Source organism: Oceanobacillus sp. FSL W7-1293, assembly GCF_037969815.1.
Taxonomy (GTDB): Bacteria; Bacillota; Bacilli; order Bacillales; family Amphibacillaceae; genus Oceanobacillus; species Oceanobacillus oncorhynchi.
Genome location: NZ_CP150212.1, coordinates 3,903,635 through 3,921,835, shown reverse-complemented (window position 1 = coordinate 3,921,835; position 18,201 = coordinate 3,903,635). Strand labels below are relative to the sequence as shown.

Genomic DNA, 18,201 nt, shown 5'->3' with positions numbered 1-18,201 from the left:
ATATAAGTTGAATGATTTAATCATTGGGTCTGTACGGATTAGGAGAAGATCACATGAGAATAAAAGATGTATTCAATCAAGTGAAAATATTAACTCCTGGAATACTAATCTGTTTTATAGTAATGATAATTGGAGTATATCTTGCAGAGTTAATCGGCATTTTATTGGTGAAAGCTGATTTGCTCCCTGCAGGAAGTGCCAGTCCAATATCTGGGATATTTGTTGCGATTTTAATAGGGGTAATTATTCGTAACTTTATTGGTTTGCATCAGGTATTTATGGATGGAGTTAAATTTTCATTAACGTATGCACTGAAAGCAGGAATCATTTTACTTGGTTTACGCCTTAGTTTAGTAGAGGCATTGAAGTTGGGAGCCTGGGGCCTGCCGCTTATTATTCTATGTATATCTTGCGGGTTGTTTATTACACTTTATTTTACAAATAAAATGAATCAATCGAAGCGGTTAGGAGCTTTAATAGCCGGCGGAACAGGAATATGCGGGGTAACTGCAATTATGGCTATATCACCTGTAATCAAAGCAAAAGACAATGAAATTTCTTATGCTGTTGCGAATATAACCATTTTTGGTTTAGTTGGTATGCTATTTTATCCATATTTAGCAAATGTATTTTTTAGTGATAGTCCAATCAAAGCTGGTTTATTGCTTGGTACTGCTATACATGATACGGCTCAAGTAACTGGCGCATCACTTATTTATAGTCAGATGTACGATATGGAAACGGTTATCGATGTCGCTACCGTAACCAAGTTAACTAGGAATTTATTTATAATTGCTGTTATCCCTTTGCTATCTTTCTTATTTTTTAAAGGAAGCGATAAAGCGGAGAATCAGGTATTACCTAAATGGTATAAACTAATCCCGCTGTTTGTTATTGGTTTTTTATTTCTTTCTTTGATTCGAACAGTGGGGGATGTGACCCTGAATGACTCTGGTGCAGCTTTTGGGATATTTCAGGCAGCAAATTGGGAAAGCTTTTATAACTTTTGGAGTTCGCTTGGAACGACTTATTTTCTTGGAACAGCAATGGCAGGTGTAGGGTTATCAACAGACTTTAAAATGTTCAAAGGGCTGGGGATGAAACCTTTATATATTGGTTTAATTGCTGCGATAGCTGTCGGAATGGTAAGTCTTTTACTTATATCAATCTTTGGGGATTTAATTGTTATTTAATGAAAATATAATTGGTTGAAAGGTTGATTTTATCATGAAGTTATCAAATAGAGTAAATTCGTTGACACAATCTTCAACGATAGCAGTTTCATCAAGAGCAAAAGAATTAAAAAATGCTGGGCAGGATGTGATTGCTTTGGGGTTTGGGGAGCCTGATTTTAATACACCCCAACATATATTGGATGCTGCCAAAAAAGCAATGGATGATGGATTTACAAAGTATACACCATCTGGAGGGGTCCCTGAATTAAAGCATGCTATTATTAAGAAGTTTAAAAGAGATCAAAATTTAACTTATACAACGGGGCAAGTAATTGTTACTGCCGGAGCGAAATATGCGCTTTATGCACTTTTTCAGTCAATTTTAAATGATGGCGATGAAGTTATTATTCCTGCGCCATATTGGGTCAGCTACCCGGAACAAGTAAAACTGTCAGGCGGTGTACCTGTCTATATCGCAGCTTTAGAAGCGAATGACTTTAAAATTACAAGTGAACAGCTGGAGAAGGCAATCACCCCAAAAACGAAGATGTTAATTATCAATACACCCAGCAATCCGACAGGCATGATGTACAGTAAAGAGGAATTAGAAGAAATTGGCCAGGTTTGTTTAAAGCATGATATTGTCATTGTTTCTGATGAAATATATGAACAGTTGATTTATACAACGGATCAGCATGTATCCATTGCTTCTTTATCAGAGGAATTGAAAAATCAAACCGTTATCATCAATGGGGTGAGCAAATCATACGCTATGACAGGCTGGCGTATAGGATATGCAGCTGGACCTGAAGCAATCATTAAAGCAATGGTAAATTTAGCTTCTCATGTGACCTCGAATCCGACATCTATTTCTCAATATGCAGCAATCGAGGCATACGAGAATCATCGAGAAAATGTAATTCCGAAAATGAAGGAGATTTTTTCCGAACGGTTACAGGTTTTTTATGACTTATTAGTTGATATACCAGGAATTACTTGCGTAAAGCCAAAAGGGGCATTTTATTTGTTTCCCAACGTAAAAGCAGCAGCAACAACAGGTGGTTTTCATTCTGTTGATGATTGGGTAAAGGCGTTATTAGAAGAAGAAAAGGTAGCGCTTGTACCAGGATCTGGGTTCGGAGCTCCGGATTATGTGCGGTTATCCTACGCTGCTTCTGCAGAATTATTAGAAGAAGCTGCTAAAAGAATAAAACGTTTTGTATTAAATACGACATGACCTATGCTGATATTTTCATTACTCCGTTTCGTTTAAATTACTTCGTTGTTTGTTGTATTGGACATCGGAAAAGCTTCTTTTTTTAATAAATTATATTTTAGAGGATAGTTGGAAATACGGGCTGGCTTGTGTATAATAATATTAATTTTCACATAAAAATAAGTGGGTGTTTATGGACGATTTTCTGTAAATGGAGAAGGAGGAGAAGCAATGCAAGAGAGCCCGTTTATTCCGTTTCCTGTGCTAGAAACCGATCGGCTGTGTTTAAGAGAAATGAGAAAAGACGATTTGCAGGATATTTATGACTATGCTTCCAAGCCTGAATTGACAACATTTTTGACTTGGGAAGCCCATAGAACTTTGGAAGATACAGAAGCGTTTATCAATTTATTAATTGAACAGTATGAAAAAGGAAAAGGAGGGGCTTGGGCAATTGTTTGGAAGGAGAATAGCCGGGTTATAGGCACCATGGACCTGGTCTGGAACCCAAAACAATATTCTGCCGAACTTGCTTATGCTCTCTCTTTGGATTATTGGCGGAAAGGAATTGGAACAGAAGCGGCAAAGGCTGTTCTTACTTTTGGATTTGAGAAATTAAAATTGGAACGAATTCAAGCAAGATGCCACCCAGATAATATGGCTTCCTACAAATTAATGGAGAAATCTGGTATGACTTATGAGGGAACGTTAAGAAAATCAATGCAGCGAAAAGGAAATCAGGAGGATGCAAAGATATATTCCATTTTAAAAGATGAATTTAAAGCGTTAAATATATAGTTTATAAAAGTAGACGGGAACGATTATTCAGCAAGTTAACTGTTAATCCTTCCCGTCTACTTCCTTTTCTTTATTCTTTTTATACAATAACGATATTTCGAAAAAGGCAACACTTGTAAAAATACTAAATCCTAGCACAATCAAGACAATTCCTGTCGATATAGCATCAACAAACCAGATGATTGGTATTAATAGGAGGACTACTACGCAAGCTTCTAAATAATTCTTTTTTCTTTGCGTCATAAGAACGCTCCAATCCAGATAGGTTTATCACAATGTAACCGGAAGTAAAATCCCTACGGAATGAAGTTTCGTCTGTTTATTCCTTCTCCTCCTGTTTCCCCCTTTTATAAAAATAACTATAAAGAGACTTCAGCGTCTCTGCATTCAATTCAATATTATTTTCATAAGCATATTTCACTGCATATCCCATTGCCAGTGTCATTCCGCCTGCAACACTGCCGCCAATAACAGAACCTGCCCCTGGGACAAATTTGGATACCTGGCGGAAGATGGTTTTGCCAATATTTCCGGTAATGGTCGCAATTGTCAGTTCCTTCGCTTTCTTCTTGGATAATGGTTGTTCATACAATGTTGCGAGTCTGATCATTAATCCAACTTGAATTCCGGTTAAAGGAATAAAATCAGAACCGGGAAGAGGAGCCGCTCCTACAGCAGTTGCTGAACCAGAAGCTGCTAAAATCCATTTGTTCGCCGTCGATGATTTTTCCTTAATAAGCCTAGCGAATTGAATTTCCTTCTCTTTTTTTTTCAGAATTTCTAGTATCTCATTCCGTAATTTATCAATATTCTCGCCAGTCCGGGATGAAATCGGGATAACCGGATAGCGTTTTGACGTATGCTCCTTCACATATTGAACAAGTGCCGGAATATCATCTGCAGCATCAATTTTATTTAAAACAAAAACAATCTGTTTATTCTCTTTTTTGATGGTTTCAAATGATTTTCTTTCTCCTTCCGAAAAAACTGTTCCCGCAGCATTTAGGAAAAATAAAATGACATCTGCTTCGCGATAAAAACGAAAGGTTTCTTCCGAATTTGTATGGTTGATATCATCAAGACCGGGTGTATCTGCGAAAATAATTTTGTCCCGGTACACATATTTATCAATACCGACCGTTTCTCCAGGACGTGCACCTACTTTGGCAACATTATCACCAATAAGCCGATTAATGGTGGATGATTTTCCAGTGTTGATATCCCCAATCATTGCAAAAATAATATCTTTATCCAGCTGTTTATTTATTTTTTTGGTTTCCTCATTATAAGCTTTATCGAAATCTTTCTCATTAAATGCTGACATCAACAACACTCCCTTCTGTTACTATTCCCTTTTACTTATTATCATACACCATTAATTGCAGAGGGATATAATTTTAGCTGCCTAAAGGCGGCAAGAAAGGAATTTGAATTCTATTTTCCTATCAGAAAATTTAAATCCTTTTGAACTTGTTCTTATTTCTTGATATAATGACTAACATATAGTACGAGGTACTAATATGAGGAGGAATAAAATGAAAAAATCAGATTTGATTGCACCGGCGTTATATAATATTACTTCTGAATTTGAAAAATATGCTGCAGATGAAGGAAGAAAAGCGGTTATTTTAGAAGAAGAAAATGGAGATATAAAAGAAATAACTTATACGAATCTGATAAAGAATGCAAATAAGGCAGGGAATATCCTGTTAAATCACGGCTTAAAACGTGGAGATAAAATAATGATTATGCTTCCGCGCTGTATCGAAGCGTATGAACTATATATTGCAGCTTTAAAAACAGGAATGATTATTATACCAAGCTCTGAAATGCTGCGGACCAAGGATTTGCAATTTCGTATCTCACATGGCGAAATTGATGCAGTAGTTGCGACAGAAGCATGCGTGGATGAGTTTAAAAGAGTAGTAGAGTATGAACAGCTTGCCAAATTTAGTGTAGGAAAAGAGATAGAAGACTGGGTATCGATTGATAAAGAAAAAGCACAAGCTTCTGATCAGTTAGAAACGGTAGAAACATCAAGAGACGATATTGCCATTTTATCCTATACATCAGGAACAACAGGGAATCCAAAGGCAGTTATTCATTCTCACGGCTGGGGATTTGCACATATGTCCTCTGCTCCTCGTTATTGGCTCAGTATTCAAGATGGCGATACGGTTTGGGCAACTGCTGCACCCGGATGGCAGAAATGGGTATGGAGTCCATTTTTATCCATTATGGGAATGGGAGCAACAGCGTTTGTCTATTCAGGCAGATTCGATGCAGCAAAATATTTGGAGCTGCTGGAAAAGCATCAGGTTAATGTGCTTTGCTGTACACCGACAGAGTACCGTTTAATGGCGAAGCTTTCTAATTTAGATGATTATAATTTGAATGCACTGCATAGCACAGTTTCTGCCGGAGAACCTTTAAACCGTGAAGTGATTGATAAATTCAGACATCATTTTGATGTGACAGTCAGAGATGGATACGGGCAGACAGAAAGTACCCTGCTGCTCGGATTCTTAAAAGGAATGGAAGTACGTCCGGGTTCAATGGGAAAACCAACCCCGGGAAATGATGTTGTTATTATCGATGAAGACGGCGAGCTGGTGAAAACTGGTGAAGTAGGAGATATTGCCATTCCGCTTGATACAGCTGCTTTGTTTAAAGGGTATTATAAAGACGAGGAAAAAACGAAAAGAACCCAGCGCGGAGATTATTATGTTACCGGAGATCAGGCAAGCATGGATGAGGACGGCTATTTCTGGTTTGAAGGAAGAAGCGATGATATTATTATCAGCTCCGGCTATACGATTGGACCCTTTGAAGTGGAGGATACGCTCGTAAAACATCCGGATGTTAAAGAATGTGCGGTTGTTGCCAGTCCAGATCCGGTAAGGGGCAATGTTGTAAAGGCATTTGTTATTTTACAAGATAATATTATTGGAAATAGCGAAGTTGTTGCAACCCTGCAGAGCTATGTGAAGCATGAAATCGCACCATATAAGTACCCGCGGAAGATTGAGTTTGTTTCTGAGCTGCCGAAAACCTCCTCCGGTAAAATACGTCGTGTGGAGTTAAGACAGAAAGAATATAATAATTCTTTTAAGTGAGGGAGACAGCATGAAGGTAATCGATACGCATTGTGACGCATTACTTAAATTACAGACAGCCCGTCTAGGGCAAAAACAGCTTGATTTTCGAAATGCGCCGGAGATAGAAACAAATTTGCAGCGGTTAGAAGCAGGAAATGTTGCTGTTCAGTTTTTTGCGATTTTTGTAGACACGGAAAATGTTGCTACGACAGATCAATGGAAGTATGCGCAAGAGCAGGCTGCCATTTTTCATGAAGAAATTGTGGGAAAGAATGAGAAGGTAAGGTTTATCCGAAACTGGAAGGATATTCGATCACTGGCCCCGGATGAAATTGGCGCCGTATTGACGTTAGAAGGGGCAGAAGCAATTGGCAATGATCTTGAAAAACTAAAGACGCTTTACCAAATGGGAGTGAAATCTGTTGGATTGACATGGAATCCGGCAAATCTATGTGCTGATGGCGCTGAAGAACCCAGGGGAGCCGGACTTACCAGATTAGGCAAGGAGGCAGTCCAGTTAAATAATGCGAATGAAGTTTTGACGGATGTATCCCATCTTTCAGTTCAAGCTTTTTGGGATGTGATGGAGCTGGCTGATTATCCAATTGCTTCGCATTCGAACGCCAGGGCAATTTGTGACCATCCAAGAAACCTATACGATGATCAGTTGAAAGCATTGATTGATAAAAAAGCGCCTATTCATTTTGCACTTTACCCTGTCTTTTTGAAAAAAGGGGCAGAGACAGCAACGGTTGCTGACCTGTTGGAGCATATTGATCATGTCTGTGCTCTTGGCGGAGAGAAGAATATTGGTTTTGGATCGGACTTTGACGGCATCCGCTCCTATATAGACCATATTCCAGACGCCTCAGGCTATACGTATTTGCTGAATGAACTGCAAAAACATTATTCAGAGGAGCAGGTCAAAGGCTTTGCTTATCAAAATATAATGAATATGCTGCCGGGCTAGAAGAATCCATCTATAAATAGATAGCAAAAGAGCCAGAATATCCAGATATTCTGGCTCTTTTCATACCTGATTTAAAATTTTTGCCCATCGTATTTATCGAGTGAGAAGCCTCTCCCGAGAATTTCGGATGCACTGATGAAAATAGTGAAAGCGTCAGGTGTTTCTTCCTGTAATAATCTCTTCAGCTTAACTGCTTCTGCCTGCTGTGCAACCACCAATATCATGGTTTTATCCAGTTTCGAATAGCCGCCGACAGAACGAATTTTCGTAAGACCGCGGTCAATACCGTTCTGAATAAGCTGCTGTACTTTTTCTTCCTCCTCCGTGATAATCATCACCAGCTTCGTTGCGGATGTCCGTAATTGGACAACATCGATCGCTTTACCGCTGATATAAATTGCCATTAATGCAAACAGCGTCAGCTCGAAGCTGAATACAAAAATCGAAGTAATGACAACAAGTCCATCCACGATAAATTGTGAATAGCCGCTGGAAATACCAGTGAATTTCTTCACAATTTGGGCAATAGCTGCTGTACCGCCCGTAGAGCCATTTCCTTTATATACAATCCCTAATCCCGCACCAAGAATAAGTCCGCCGTAAAGTGCGCTCAGAAATGGATTGGTCACTGTAATCGGAATATCCGCTGATAAAAAAATGACAAATGGAACCCAAAACGTTCCAATCAATGTTTTTAGGCTGAAATCCTTCCCTAAAGTAATCCATCCAATAATAAAAATAGGGATATTAATGATAAATTGGCTGAGAGCTGGATTAATCGTATATAATTCAAATAATATTGTGCTGATTCCGGACAAACCTCCAGCAGCTAATCGTGCTGGCAGGAAGAAAATATTATAGGATAGTCCGACAATGGTTGCTCCAATAATAATATAGGCATATTGCTTCCATGCATGCGATTGTTTTGCGTTAACCATGTGCTATGTTCCTTTCCCAACAATGATAATTAGACCTATATAAATGTATCACTGTTGAGAATAAGAGTAAACAGCATAGCTTTAAAGTGGTAAAGCAACAGAATCAGCTTCTGTCAGAGGCTTTGCAATTCGCTGGACAAACTTTTCCAACAAGCCGGGAAGGAGAGAGCCAATCAATGGTGCGCTTATTTTTCCTGTTAAACCTTTTAATTCAAGCTCTAATAGACAGGTCAGTGTGGAGGAACGGGAAGAAAGCTGGGAAAGCTCAAAACAGCCGCTTCCTAAACAACGGTCTTCTGAATCACGAACCCGAAATTGAACGGTAGACGGAGATGTTATTTCTATGATTTTGACATAGAGCTTTACATCCTTAGTAATGGAGCCTGCTTTTCCATGAAGCTCCCAAATCGAGTCTGTCGGGGAAATGTTCTTATGTGTTTGATAACCGGGCACCTGCTTCGCCCAATTAGACCAATCTTCTAAATAACGCCATACGTCTGATTGAGGCAGGTTCATATCCATACTGTAATCTGCTTTTAACATCAAGTAGTTCCTCCTTAAAAATGCTTTCAGCTTTTTTAAATCACCTTGATATACATATGTGCGATTTTAAGCACTTATGCTAAAACTTCTTGTATAGTTTATAACGTTCTGCACAAGATAAGAGCAAGCAAGTATGATACTTGCTTTTGAATAAAAGAGGAGGGTCTCTGGTGGCTGACAAACGAAGAAATGCGTTGTTAGTACCGCAAGCAGAACGTGCAGTGAATCAGATGAAAGAGGAAATCGCTGATGAAATGCATGTGAATTTAGGAGCTGACACGACTGCTCGTGAAAACGGTGCGGTCGGCGGTGAGATGGTTAAACGAATGATTCAAATGGCTGAGGGCAGCATTGCGAATCGGAAAAAATAACCTGACTTTCAGCTTGAAAAATTACCCGCTCTAATGTTCTAATTAGAAAAACCTGTAGTGAGAAACTCCTTCTCACTACAGGTTTTTCTTCCATCCTCCCATCAAGAAAAAAGTAAAACAAGCTCGGATTATTATCGGGAATGTCGAAGCTTGTGATAAAATAGAAAGCAGGGAGGGAATTATTATGAAGCGTATACAATTGGGAAACAGCGAATTATCTGTTCCAGTCATTTCTTTAGGATGTATGGTGATGCAGCAAAGTACGAAAGAGCAAGCGAATAAAGTGATTCATAATGCATTGGATCATGGAATCGATTTTTTTGACCATGCAGATATCTACGGAAAAGGAAAGTCTGAATCGGTATTTGCGGATGCGATTAATATGAGCCCCGCTATTCGCGAAAAAATGATAATTCAGTCGAAAGCAGGCATCCGTAACGGATTTTATGATTCTTCCAAGGAATATTTGATTTCATCTGTTGAAGAAAGCTTAAAGCGTTTGAAGACAGATTACTTAGATGTATTTCTGATTCACCGTCCGGACGCGCTGATGGAGCCGGAAGAAGTGGCAGAAGCATTTTCAGAGTTAGAAAAAAGCGGGAAAGTCCGGCATTTTGGGGTAAGTAACTTCCGGCCGCGTCAAATCGAGTTATTAAAAAAATATGTGGAGCAGGATCTCGTGGCTAATCAGTTGCAGTTAAGTGTTACAAATTCCGGTATGATTGATCAGGGATTATATGCAAATACGGCCTTTGATCAGGCAAAGGATTTAGATGGCGGAGTAATTGATTACAGCCAGATAAATAATATGACAATTCAGGCCTGGTCCCCGCTTCGTTACGGTTTCTTCGGCGGGTTTATTATGGATCGGGATGCTTATCCGAAATTAAATAAAGAGCTGGACAGGCTTGGAGAAAAATATGGTGTTGCCCGTGAGACGATAGCAATAGCATGGATTTTGCGTCATCCTGCTAATATTCAAACAATTATTGGGACGATGACTCCAAAACGTTTGTCGGAAATGGTAAAAGCAGCGGATATCACGCTGACGAGAGAAGAATGGTATCAATTATGGCAATCTGCAGGTAATAAATTACTGTAAAGAAAGCTCTAAAAATGTATACAGCATCAGATAATTATTGATTATCACGGAGAATCGTCCGTAAAACTCCCGCCTCAAAATAAAGAGTGAAAATAAATTTATTTAGGCGGGAGATAACGGACGCTAACTCCCTGAATCACTTAGGCTAATTCAGCGGGAGAGAAGCAAAAACTCCCACTGAATGAAGTTTCGTTTTATATTATGAAACTAAAAAACCAGGCTGGATATTTTTCCAGCCTGGTTTTTTAGTATTAATGCTTCACAGGGCTTTCGGTTTCAATATTTTGCATCCAGTTAAAGGGATCTTCCATATGGCCATATTGAATACCTGTAATCGTATCGTAGACTTTTTTCGAGATATCTCCTGTTTTTCCATCGTTGATAATCAGTTGTTTATCTCCCCATTTTAATTCGCCGATCGGAGAGATAACTGCAGCTGTACCAGAACCGAATGCTTCTTCTAATTCTCCTCTTTGGTAAGCTTCATACAATTCTTCGATAGAAATGCGTTTTTCAACTACCGGGATATCCCAGTGCTGTAACAGCTCGATGACGCTGGAACGTGTAATTCCGGAAAGGATGCTGCCGTTCAGTTTAGGTGTGATTACTTCACCGTTGATTTTGAAGAAAACATTCATGCTTCCAACTTCTTCAATATATTTCTTTTCTACACCGTCCAGCCAGAGAACCTGCGTATAACCGGTTTGAGCAACCAGCTCCTGTGCTTTTAAGCTTGCAGCATAGTTTCCTCCTGTTTTCGCTTCGCCGGTACCGCCTTTTACAGTACGTACGTATTCATCTTCTACTGCAATTTTAACCGGGTTGATGCCTTCTTTATAGTAAGCCCCTACCGGTGATAAAATGACGATGAATTTGTAACGTGTAGATGCAGATACGCCGATATAAGTTTCTGTTGAAATAATAAACGGGCGAATATATAGCGATGTACCTTCTGTATGAGGGACCCAATCACGATCAATTGAAACCAGTTGTTTAATGGCTTTTAAAGCAAATTCTTCGTCAATCGGAGGGATACATAAACGATCATTTGATCTGTTTAAACGTTCCATGTTTTTCTCTGGACGAAATAACTCAATGCTTCCGTTATCCGTACGATAGGCTTTTAAACCTTCAAAAACAGATTGTGCATAGTGGAATACCATTGCAGAAGGTTCAATTTGTAGTGGTTGATATGGTACAATGCTCGCATTATGCCACCCTAATGGTTCTGAATAATCCATCACAAACATATGGTCTGTGAAAATCTTCCCAAAGCTTAATTGATCATCCTGTGGCTTTTCTTTTTTTGTCTCACAACGCTGCACGCGAATAGTTTGTTCTTCCATATCAAAAGTCTCCTTGCCATTGATTAAATTTCTATATATCATAAGACATATCAAAGATTTTAGCAAGACTAAATTTTAAATTAATTTATTAAATTATGATTACGAGTATGATTAAAATGGAAAAGTGAGGAAATGAATAATGAAAAAAATGGTATTATTTGATTTGGACGATACAATCTTATGGGACAAAAAAAGTGTACAGGATGCTTTTGATTTAACATGTCGGCTGGCGGAAAAGGAAGCAGGTACTAATCCGGTTGAATTGGAAAAAAATGTTCGTACCAGGGCAAGAGAATTATATGCTTCTTACCCGACCTATGCCTATACACAAAAAATTGGCATCAATCCATTTGAAGGTCTGTGGGCAACGTTTGAGGACCCGGGGGAGGAATTCCGAAAGCTGCGGGAAATCGCTCCTGTATATCAGGAGAAAGCCTGGCTGGAGGGGTTAAAAGATACTGGTACGGATCAGCCGGAGCTTGCTAAAAAATTGGCGGAGGCTTTCAGAGCATACCGGATAGAGAGTCCGCATTTATTTGAGGATGCCCTGTCTGTTCTTGCAGAGCTTGGAAAGGATTATCGCCTTGCTTTGCTTACAAATGGTTCGCCAAGTCTCCAAAACCTTAAATTAGAGATTTCACCTGAATTACCTCCGTATTTCGAGGAAATTTTTATCTCTGGAGATATCGGAACAGGAAAACCAGATCCGGAGATATTTCATCATGTTTTACAGCATCTCGCTATTGATCCGGAAGAGGCAGTCATGGTCGGTGATAATTTAAATACAGATATTATTGGAGCTAATCGGACAGGTATTGATTCTGTCTGGTTGAATCGATTTGATGCAGAAAATAAGACGGACATCGAGCCGGTCTATGAAATCAAATCACTTACAGAATTAAAAAATATCCTGCAATCTTAAATTGGGTGAATAGCCAATCTCTTATTATAACGTGTTTTATCCATAAAAAAAGCCGTTTGAACACAGCTTCGCGCCATGTTCAAACGGCTTTTTACGTTTTACAAATCAATCGCAGTAACAGATTTAATCTCGTCTAATAATGCAATTTCGGAAAGAGCTTTATCTTCTAAATGACGATCGATGGTCAGCAGCATAATGGCATTTCCGCCTACGTCTGAACGATCCACCTGCATGGTAGCAATGTTGATATTATGCTCTGCAAATGCACTTCCCATGCGTCCGATAACACCAGGCTGGTCAATATGCTGGATAACAACCATATGCCCTTCCGGTGTCGCATCCACCTGATAGCCATCAACACGGACAAGGCGTGCTCCCAGGCCGTTTAATAGTGTTCCGGCAACTTTTCTGCTTCCGGAAGGTCCGGTTACTTCTATCGTAATCAGATTTGTAAATCCTTTTTGTGCCGATGTTTTGCTTTCGCTGACAGTAATTCCTTTACGGTCCGCCAGGTATAATGCGTTGACATCATTTACACGGCTGCCGAGGAAGCGTTTCAGGATACCTTTCACTGCATTGCGAGTGACCGGGCCTGTTTCAATGTCACTTAATTCGCCGGAGTACGTAATACGAATGTCATTTATGGCTTCATTCGCTAAATCGATAATAAATGTACCCAGTTTTTCCGCTAAATAGAAATAAGGCTCGATTTGATGCATTGCTTCACTAGGGATAGAAGGCATGTTCACTGGATGGCGGACTGCTTTACCTTCTAAGAAGCGGATAACATCATGGCTGACATCGATGGCTACAATTTCTTGCGCTTCGATTGTGCTGGCGCCTAAATGCGGTGTTGCCACAACCTCTGGCAGGGTGAGCAATTTATGTTCTGTAAAAGGCTCCTGCTCAAATACATCCAATGCCGCACCAGCTACTTTTCCAGAAACAATCGCGTCATACAAAGCATCCTCATCAATAATTCCGCCGCGGGCGCAGTTAACGATTTGTACGCCATCCTTCATCAATTCAAAGGCTTCCGCATTAATTAGATGTTTTGTTTCTTTTAACAGCGGTGTATGAACAGTAATGAAATCACCTGCTCGAAGCACTTCTTCTAACGTAGCATTTGTTATTCCCATCCGCTCTGCTTTTTCATCGGTTAAGAATGGATCATAAGCAACTACATTCATGCGCTGTCCTTTGGCGCGTTTCGCTACTTCGGCACCAATTCTTCCCAGTCCTACAACGCCCAGTGTTTTTTGTTTTAATTCCACACCGACAAAACGTTTGCGGTCCCACTGCTTTTGTTTTAAAGCATAGAAAGCCTGCGGGATATTTCTGGACAAGGACATAATCATAGCCACAGTATGCTCAGCAGCAGAATTGGTATTTCCGTTCGGTGCATTTACGACAATAATTCCATTTTCTGTTGCTGCTTCCAAATCAATATTATCTACGCCGACTCCGGCACGTCCGACAATTTTCAAACGGGATGCTTTTTCCAGTAAAGGACGTGTAACCTGTGTCTGACTGCGGACGAGTAAAGCATCGAATTGGTCGATATTTTCTAAGAGCGCTGCTTCATCCCAGCCTGGATTTTTAACAATCTCTATATTTTCGATTTCTCTTAATGGTTTAATTCCTTCGTCACTTAATGGGTCACTGACTAATACACGATATGTCATGAGTTACTTCTCCTCCTGTTGCAAATAAATTTCTTGGGCAGCCTGAACCCCTTTGCCAAGCTGGATATCTTTTCTGATTTTCACAAGACCGATTTCGATTAAGCTGATTGTTTGCAGCACGTCAGCAGGAGAGCAATAGCCCATGTGCCCGACACGGAAAATCGATCCTTTCAGGTGCTGCTGTCCGCCGGCCATGGTTAAATTGAACTGTTCCTTGACTGCAGAACGGAGCGCCTCTGAATCAAAGTCAACCGGCCGGACCGCTGTTACGGTTGGAGAAGCATCTTCATCTGCTGCCAGTAAAGGAATATCCAGTGCTTTAAAAGCGGCTCTTGTCATGTCACGCATGACGATATGCCGACGGTACACGTTTTCCAGGCCTTCCTCTTCCAGCAGATTCAGAACCTGATCGAGTCCAAATAAAAGAGAAAGCGCAGGTGTATACGGTGTAGATACTTTTTCTAAGTTTTTCCGGTAAACGCGCATATCTAAATAGAAGCGCGGCTGCGGATTGTCCTCAATAACCTTCCAGGCACGCTCGCTCGCTGCAATAAACATTAAACCGGCCGGCAGCATAAATGCTTTCTGCGAACCTGTTACATAAATGTCGACACCCCATTCGTCCATGTTAGCTTCCACGCCGCCCAGGCAGGACACACCATCCACAACGAAAAGAGCATCAGAAGATTCATGTACGGTTTTGGCAAGCAGCTCGATTGGATTTAAAATACCGGTAGAGGTTTCACAATATGTAGCAAAGACCACCTTGATTTCCGGATGTGCTTGTAAATATTCTTGAACGGCTTGAGGGTCAATTGTATCTCCCCATTCTACATCAATTCGGTGCAGCTTTAATTGAAAAGCTTCGCATATTTTTGCAAAACGATCACCAAATGCTCCGCTGACGATAACAAGAACATCATCTCCCGGATGTGCAGCGTTGCTGACAGCCATTTCTAATCCTGCTGTCCCGCTCCCGGCAACAGGAATCACATCCTGCTTCGTTCCAAATACAGATTTTAGCTTTGGAAGAATCCGTTCTAGTAATTCTTTCGTTTCTTTCCCGCGGTGGCCGATCATGGTCTGGTTCATTGCACGCCCTACACTAGGAGGGATAGGGCTCGGTCCAGGTATTCTTAGAATGTGCTGATCTTTTAGCATGAATGGTAAGCTCCTTTAAAATGAATTTAATAAATGGAATATCAATAAGTACCAAACTGGTATTATTGGATATGATAGCAACTTTTCAAGAATCCAGTTTTATAAAAAATACAATGTCTTTAAAATGTTTTATTGGCAAACAATGTAACGTTTTTTATAAGGTTAAGATACTTTTGTGAGGTTAAAAACGGATGTTTATCGATATCCAATTAATAACATACGGATATTTTAACATAAAAGTATTTGAAAATGCAGATTCATATGAAAAAGTATTTCTTACCAATATAGCAACCTCAACCGTATTGTCAACATAAAGTTACATATTATGTGGGTACAGCAGAGAAGAGAATTATCCTTAAGGGCAGAAATTAAAAAATAAAAAACCTATTCTCCCCGGCATAGAAATCGCTTTCGAGGATGTTTTAAAAAAAGAAAAAACACTAAATAAATTGAACTATGCGAATATTATACCTATAATAGTCGAAAAAGGAAGGTGTAAAAATGGAGAAAGATTTAAGGATAAAAAGTAAAGCTTTTGACGGCACCATGCGAGCTCCTAATAGGGCGATGCTACGTGCAGTCGGGGTGACCGATGAGGATTTTAAAAAACCGATGGTCGGAGTTGCCAGTACATGGGCAGAGGTAACGCCGTGTAATATCCATTTGAATGATTTAGCTTTAGTTGCTAAAAAAGGAGTAAGAAAAGTTGACGGTGTGCCGTTAATTTTTAACACAATCACCGTATCTGACGGTATTTCTATGGGAACACAGGGAATGCGCTATTCTCTTCCAAGCAGAGATTTGATTGCTGACTCCATTGAAACAGTTGTCGGCGCGGAGAACTTAGACGGTCTTGTTGCGATAGGCGCTTGTGATAAGAATATCCCTGGATGTATGATGGCAATTGCCAATGCAGAGGTTCCGGCAATTTTTGTATATGGCGGAACCATTGCGCCGGGAAACCTTGATGGAAAAGACATTGATATTGTTTCTGTATTTGAAGGTGTCGGCCAGCATAATGCAGGGAAAATCGATGATAAACAGATGAATCGGATTGAATGTCATGCCTGTCCGGGCGCAGGGGCATGCGGCGGGATGTATACCGCAAATACGATGGCTTCTGCAGCAGAAGCAATGGGATTAAGTTTACCGGGAAGCTCTTCTAATCCTGCAGAATCACAGGAAAAACTTGGCGATGTGGAAGCAGCAGGGGAAGCTATCAGAACATTGTTGGAAAAAGAAATCTATCCAAAAGATATAATGACTAAAGAGGCTTTTGAAAATGCGATTACTGTTGTGATGGCATTAGGCGGCTCTACCAATGCTATTCTTCACTTGCTGGCAGTTGCGCATGCAGCAGAAGTGGACTTAACCATAGACGACTTTAACCGTCTTCAGGAAAAAGTGCCGCATCTTGCTGATTTAAAACCAAGCGGGCAATTTGTATTCCAGGACCTTCACAATGTTGGCGGTGTTCAGGCAGTAATGAAAATGCTTTATGAAAATGGCTATCTGCATGGAGACTGTATGACGGTTACTGGAAAAACCATCAAAGAGAATTTAGAGGATGCGCCATCATTAAAAGAAGGTCAAAAAGTAATTATGCCATTAAATGAACCAAAAAGAGAAGATGGACCTTTGATTGTTTTAAAAGGGAATCTTTCTCCAACAGGCGCGGTAGCAAAAGTATCCGGAGTGAAAGTAACAAGACATACTGGTCCCGCTCGTGTATTTGATACTGAAGCAGAAGCAACAAAAGCCGTGATGAATAATGAAATTAAAGACGGCGATGTACTTATTATCCGTTACGTAGGTCCAAAAGGCGCACCAGGGATGCCGGAAATGCTTTCTATTTCCAGTATTCTAGTCGGGAAAGGAATGGGAGAAACCGTAGCATTGCTGACAGATGGACGTTTTTCTGGGGGCACACATGGTTTAGTAGTAGGTCATATCTCTCCGGAAGCACAATCTGGCGGACCAATCGCACTCCTTGAAGAAGGCGACAGTATCACTATCGATTCATCCACGAAAGAAATCTTTGTGGATCTGTCTGATGAAGAATTGGACAAGCGCCGTAAAGCATGGGAAGCGCCGGAATTATATAAAAAAGGTATCTTAGGCAAATACGCACATAATGTAAAATGTTCTTCCAAGGGTGCTGTAACTGACTATTTGAACCGTGATTAAAAAATAAATAGAATTGCACTTAGAGAACCTCAATCAGGTGATACGTTTATTATCTGATTGAGGTTTTTTGTGAGAATAAGAATGTTTATACAAATAGCTGGAAATATAGCCGCTCCAAATCCTGTGAGTCCCGAGCTAAGTCTCCTCGTATTTCTTCTGGGACTGGGACTGCGATTACTCGTCCCACCAAAACCGTCGCTAGAATTAGCTTCATTTCTTTGAAAGAAAGCAAATGAAACATATATCTTCAAAGGTGGGAGCGGAGGGAAGTCGACTCCTGCGGGAAAAGCAACAGGTAGACCTGAGCAGGAAGCGGTTTTCTTCCTACCCGCAGGGCATAAGTGTGACTATGCTTCTGTCTGCGCCTGACGGCTTGCCAATCAGCAAGTCTTCTTTAAAGGAGGCTGAACGTTGCCCGCGGAAAGCGACTTCCTGGGACTGCGATTACTCGCCCCACCGAAAACCGTCGTAGCGGACAACTCTTCGGCGAGAACACCGATGTTTTAAAGGACAAGCGGTGTTTTTTTGGTTTTTCAAGTGTTTAAATGGAGTGAAGAATCTTGATGTTCCGCAGATTAGTCCTAATGGAAGATTCATCTTAAGTGAATTAGTCGAAGCGTCTAGGGTAAAACAGCAGAAAAGCATTTTTCTAGAGAAAATCACCTAAGAAAAGCAAGCTGTAATCTAAT

At 40.3% G+C, this 18,201-nt stretch carries 16 protein-coding genes; 9 read left to right on the top strand and 7 right to left on the bottom strand.

Annotated features, from left to right (window positions below):
• Nucleotides 1–53: 53 nt before the first annotated feature.
• From MKY65_RS19165 to MKY65_RS19155, 3 genes are all read left to right on the top strand, one after another.
• Complete coding sequence (locus MKY65_RS19165) at nucleotides 54–1,193, top strand: putative sulfate exporter family transporter (RefSeq protein ID WP_339179657.1); 1,140 nt, start codon at nucleotides 54–56, stop codon at nucleotides 1,191–1,193.
• A gap of 34 nt (nucleotides 1,194–1,227) precedes the next feature.
• Nucleotides 1,228–2,412 carry a pyridoxal phosphate-dependent aminotransferase gene (locus MKY65_RS19160; RefSeq protein ID WP_339179655.1) on the top strand — a complete coding sequence of 395 codons (1,185 nt, stop codon included), beginning with the start codon at nucleotides 1,228–1,230 and terminating at the stop codon, nucleotides 2,410–2,412.
• A 210-nt stretch (nucleotides 2,413–2,622) separates the two neighbouring features.
• Nucleotides 2,623–3,189 carry a GNAT family protein gene (locus MKY65_RS19155; RefSeq protein WP_339179653.1) on the top strand — a complete coding sequence of 189 codons (567 nt, stop codon included), beginning with the start codon at nucleotides 2,623–2,625 and terminating at the stop codon, nucleotides 3,187–3,189.
• A gap of 42 nt (nucleotides 3,190–3,231) precedes the next feature.
• Here MKY65_RS19155 and MKY65_RS19150 read toward each other — a convergent pair whose 3' ends face one another.
• Both MKY65_RS19150 and MKY65_RS19145 read right to left on the bottom strand, forming a co-directional pair.
• Complete coding sequence (locus tag MKY65_RS19150; RefSeq protein WP_339179649.1) at nucleotides 3,232–3,432, bottom strand: hypothetical protein; 201 nt, start codon at nucleotides 3,430–3,432, stop codon at nucleotides 3,232–3,234.
• A 76-nt stretch (nucleotides 3,433–3,508) separates the two neighbouring features.
• On the bottom strand, nucleotides 3,509–4,513 hold the full coding sequence (locus tag MKY65_RS19145) for a GTPase (protein ID WP_339179647.1): 1,005 nt from the start codon (nucleotides 4,511–4,513) through the stop codon (nucleotides 3,509–3,511).
• A 211-nt stretch (nucleotides 4,514–4,724) separates the two neighbouring features.
• On the opposite strand from MKY65_RS19145, the gene MKY65_RS19140 reads away from it, so the two are divergent.
• Nucleotides 4,725–6,305 (top strand): acyl--CoA ligase, encoded by a 1,581-nt coding sequence (locus MKY65_RS19140; protein ID WP_339179646.1) that lies wholly within the window; start codon nucleotides 4,725–4,727, stop codon nucleotides 6,303–6,305.
• Nucleotides 6,306–6,315: 10 nt separating this feature from the next.
• A complete protein-coding gene (locus MKY65_RS19135; protein WP_339179645.1) occupies nucleotides 6,316–7,257 on the top strand; it encodes a dipeptidase in 942 nt (313 codons plus the stop codon).
• A 71-nt stretch (nucleotides 7,258–7,328) separates the two neighbouring features.
• Here MKY65_RS19135 and MKY65_RS19130 read toward each other — a convergent pair whose 3' ends face one another.
• On the bottom strand, nucleotides 7,329–8,195 hold the full coding sequence (locus MKY65_RS19130; RefSeq protein ID WP_339179643.1) for a YitT family protein: 867 nt from the start codon (nucleotides 8,193–8,195) through the stop codon (nucleotides 7,329–7,331).
• 81 nt (nucleotides 8,196–8,276) lie between these two features.
• A complete protein-coding gene (locus MKY65_RS19125; protein WP_042530003.1) occupies nucleotides 8,277–8,738 on the bottom strand; it encodes an SRPBCC family protein in 462 nt (153 codons plus the stop codon).
• 170 nt (nucleotides 8,739–8,908) lie between these two features.
• Here MKY65_RS19125 and MKY65_RS19120 point away from each other — a divergent pair, with 170 nt between their 5' ends.
• Both MKY65_RS19120 and MKY65_RS19115 read left to right on the top strand, forming a co-directional pair.
• Complete coding sequence (locus MKY65_RS19120; RefSeq protein ID WP_042530005.1) at nucleotides 8,909–9,109, top strand: alpha/beta-type small acid-soluble spore protein; 201 nt, start codon at nucleotides 8,909–8,911, stop codon at nucleotides 9,107–9,109.
• A 184-nt stretch (nucleotides 9,110–9,293) separates the two neighbouring features.
• Nucleotides 9,294–10,211: an aldo/keto reductase gene (locus MKY65_RS19115; RefSeq protein ID WP_339179640.1), complete on the top strand. Its 918-nt coding sequence runs from the start codon at nucleotides 9,294–9,296 to the stop codon at nucleotides 10,209–10,211.
• 251 nt (nucleotides 10,212–10,462) lie between these two features.
• Here MKY65_RS19115 and MKY65_RS19110 read toward each other — a convergent pair whose 3' ends face one another.
• A complete protein-coding gene (locus MKY65_RS19110) occupies nucleotides 10,463–11,557 on the bottom strand; it encodes a branched-chain amino acid aminotransferase (RefSeq protein WP_042530013.1) in 1,095 nt (364 codons plus the stop codon).
• Nucleotides 11,558–11,696: 139 nt separating this feature from the next.
• Between MKY65_RS19110 and MKY65_RS19105 the strand changes: the two genes are divergently transcribed.
• Nucleotides 11,697–12,479: an HAD family hydrolase gene (locus MKY65_RS19105; protein WP_339179637.1), complete on the top strand. Its 783-nt coding sequence runs from the start codon at nucleotides 11,697–11,699 to the stop codon at nucleotides 12,477–12,479.
• A 98-nt stretch (nucleotides 12,480–12,577) separates the two neighbouring features.
• Here the strand turns inward: MKY65_RS19105 and serA are convergent, their stop codons facing one another.
• Both serA and MKY65_RS19095 read right to left on the bottom strand, forming a co-directional pair.
• Nucleotides 12,578–14,164 (bottom strand): phosphoglycerate dehydrogenase, encoded by a 1,587-nt coding sequence (serA, locus tag MKY65_RS19100; RefSeq protein WP_339179635.1) that lies wholly within the window; start codon nucleotides 14,162–14,164, stop codon nucleotides 12,578–12,580.
• Nucleotides 14,165–14,167: 3 nt separating this feature from the next.
• Entirely contained in the window at nucleotides 14,168–15,325 is a 1,158-nt protein-coding gene (locus tag MKY65_RS19095) for an alanine--glyoxylate aminotransferase family protein (protein WP_339179633.1), read from the bottom strand.
• Nucleotides 15,326–15,826: 501 nt separating this feature from the next.
• Between MKY65_RS19095 and ilvD the strand changes: the two genes are divergently transcribed.
• Nucleotides 15,827–17,512, top strand: coding sequence for a dihydroxy-acid dehydratase (gene ilvD / locus MKY65_RS19090; protein WP_339179631.1), 1,686 nt, complete (start codon nucleotides 15,827–15,829; stop codon nucleotides 17,510–17,512).
• Nucleotides 17,513–18,201: the final 689 nt, after the last annotated feature.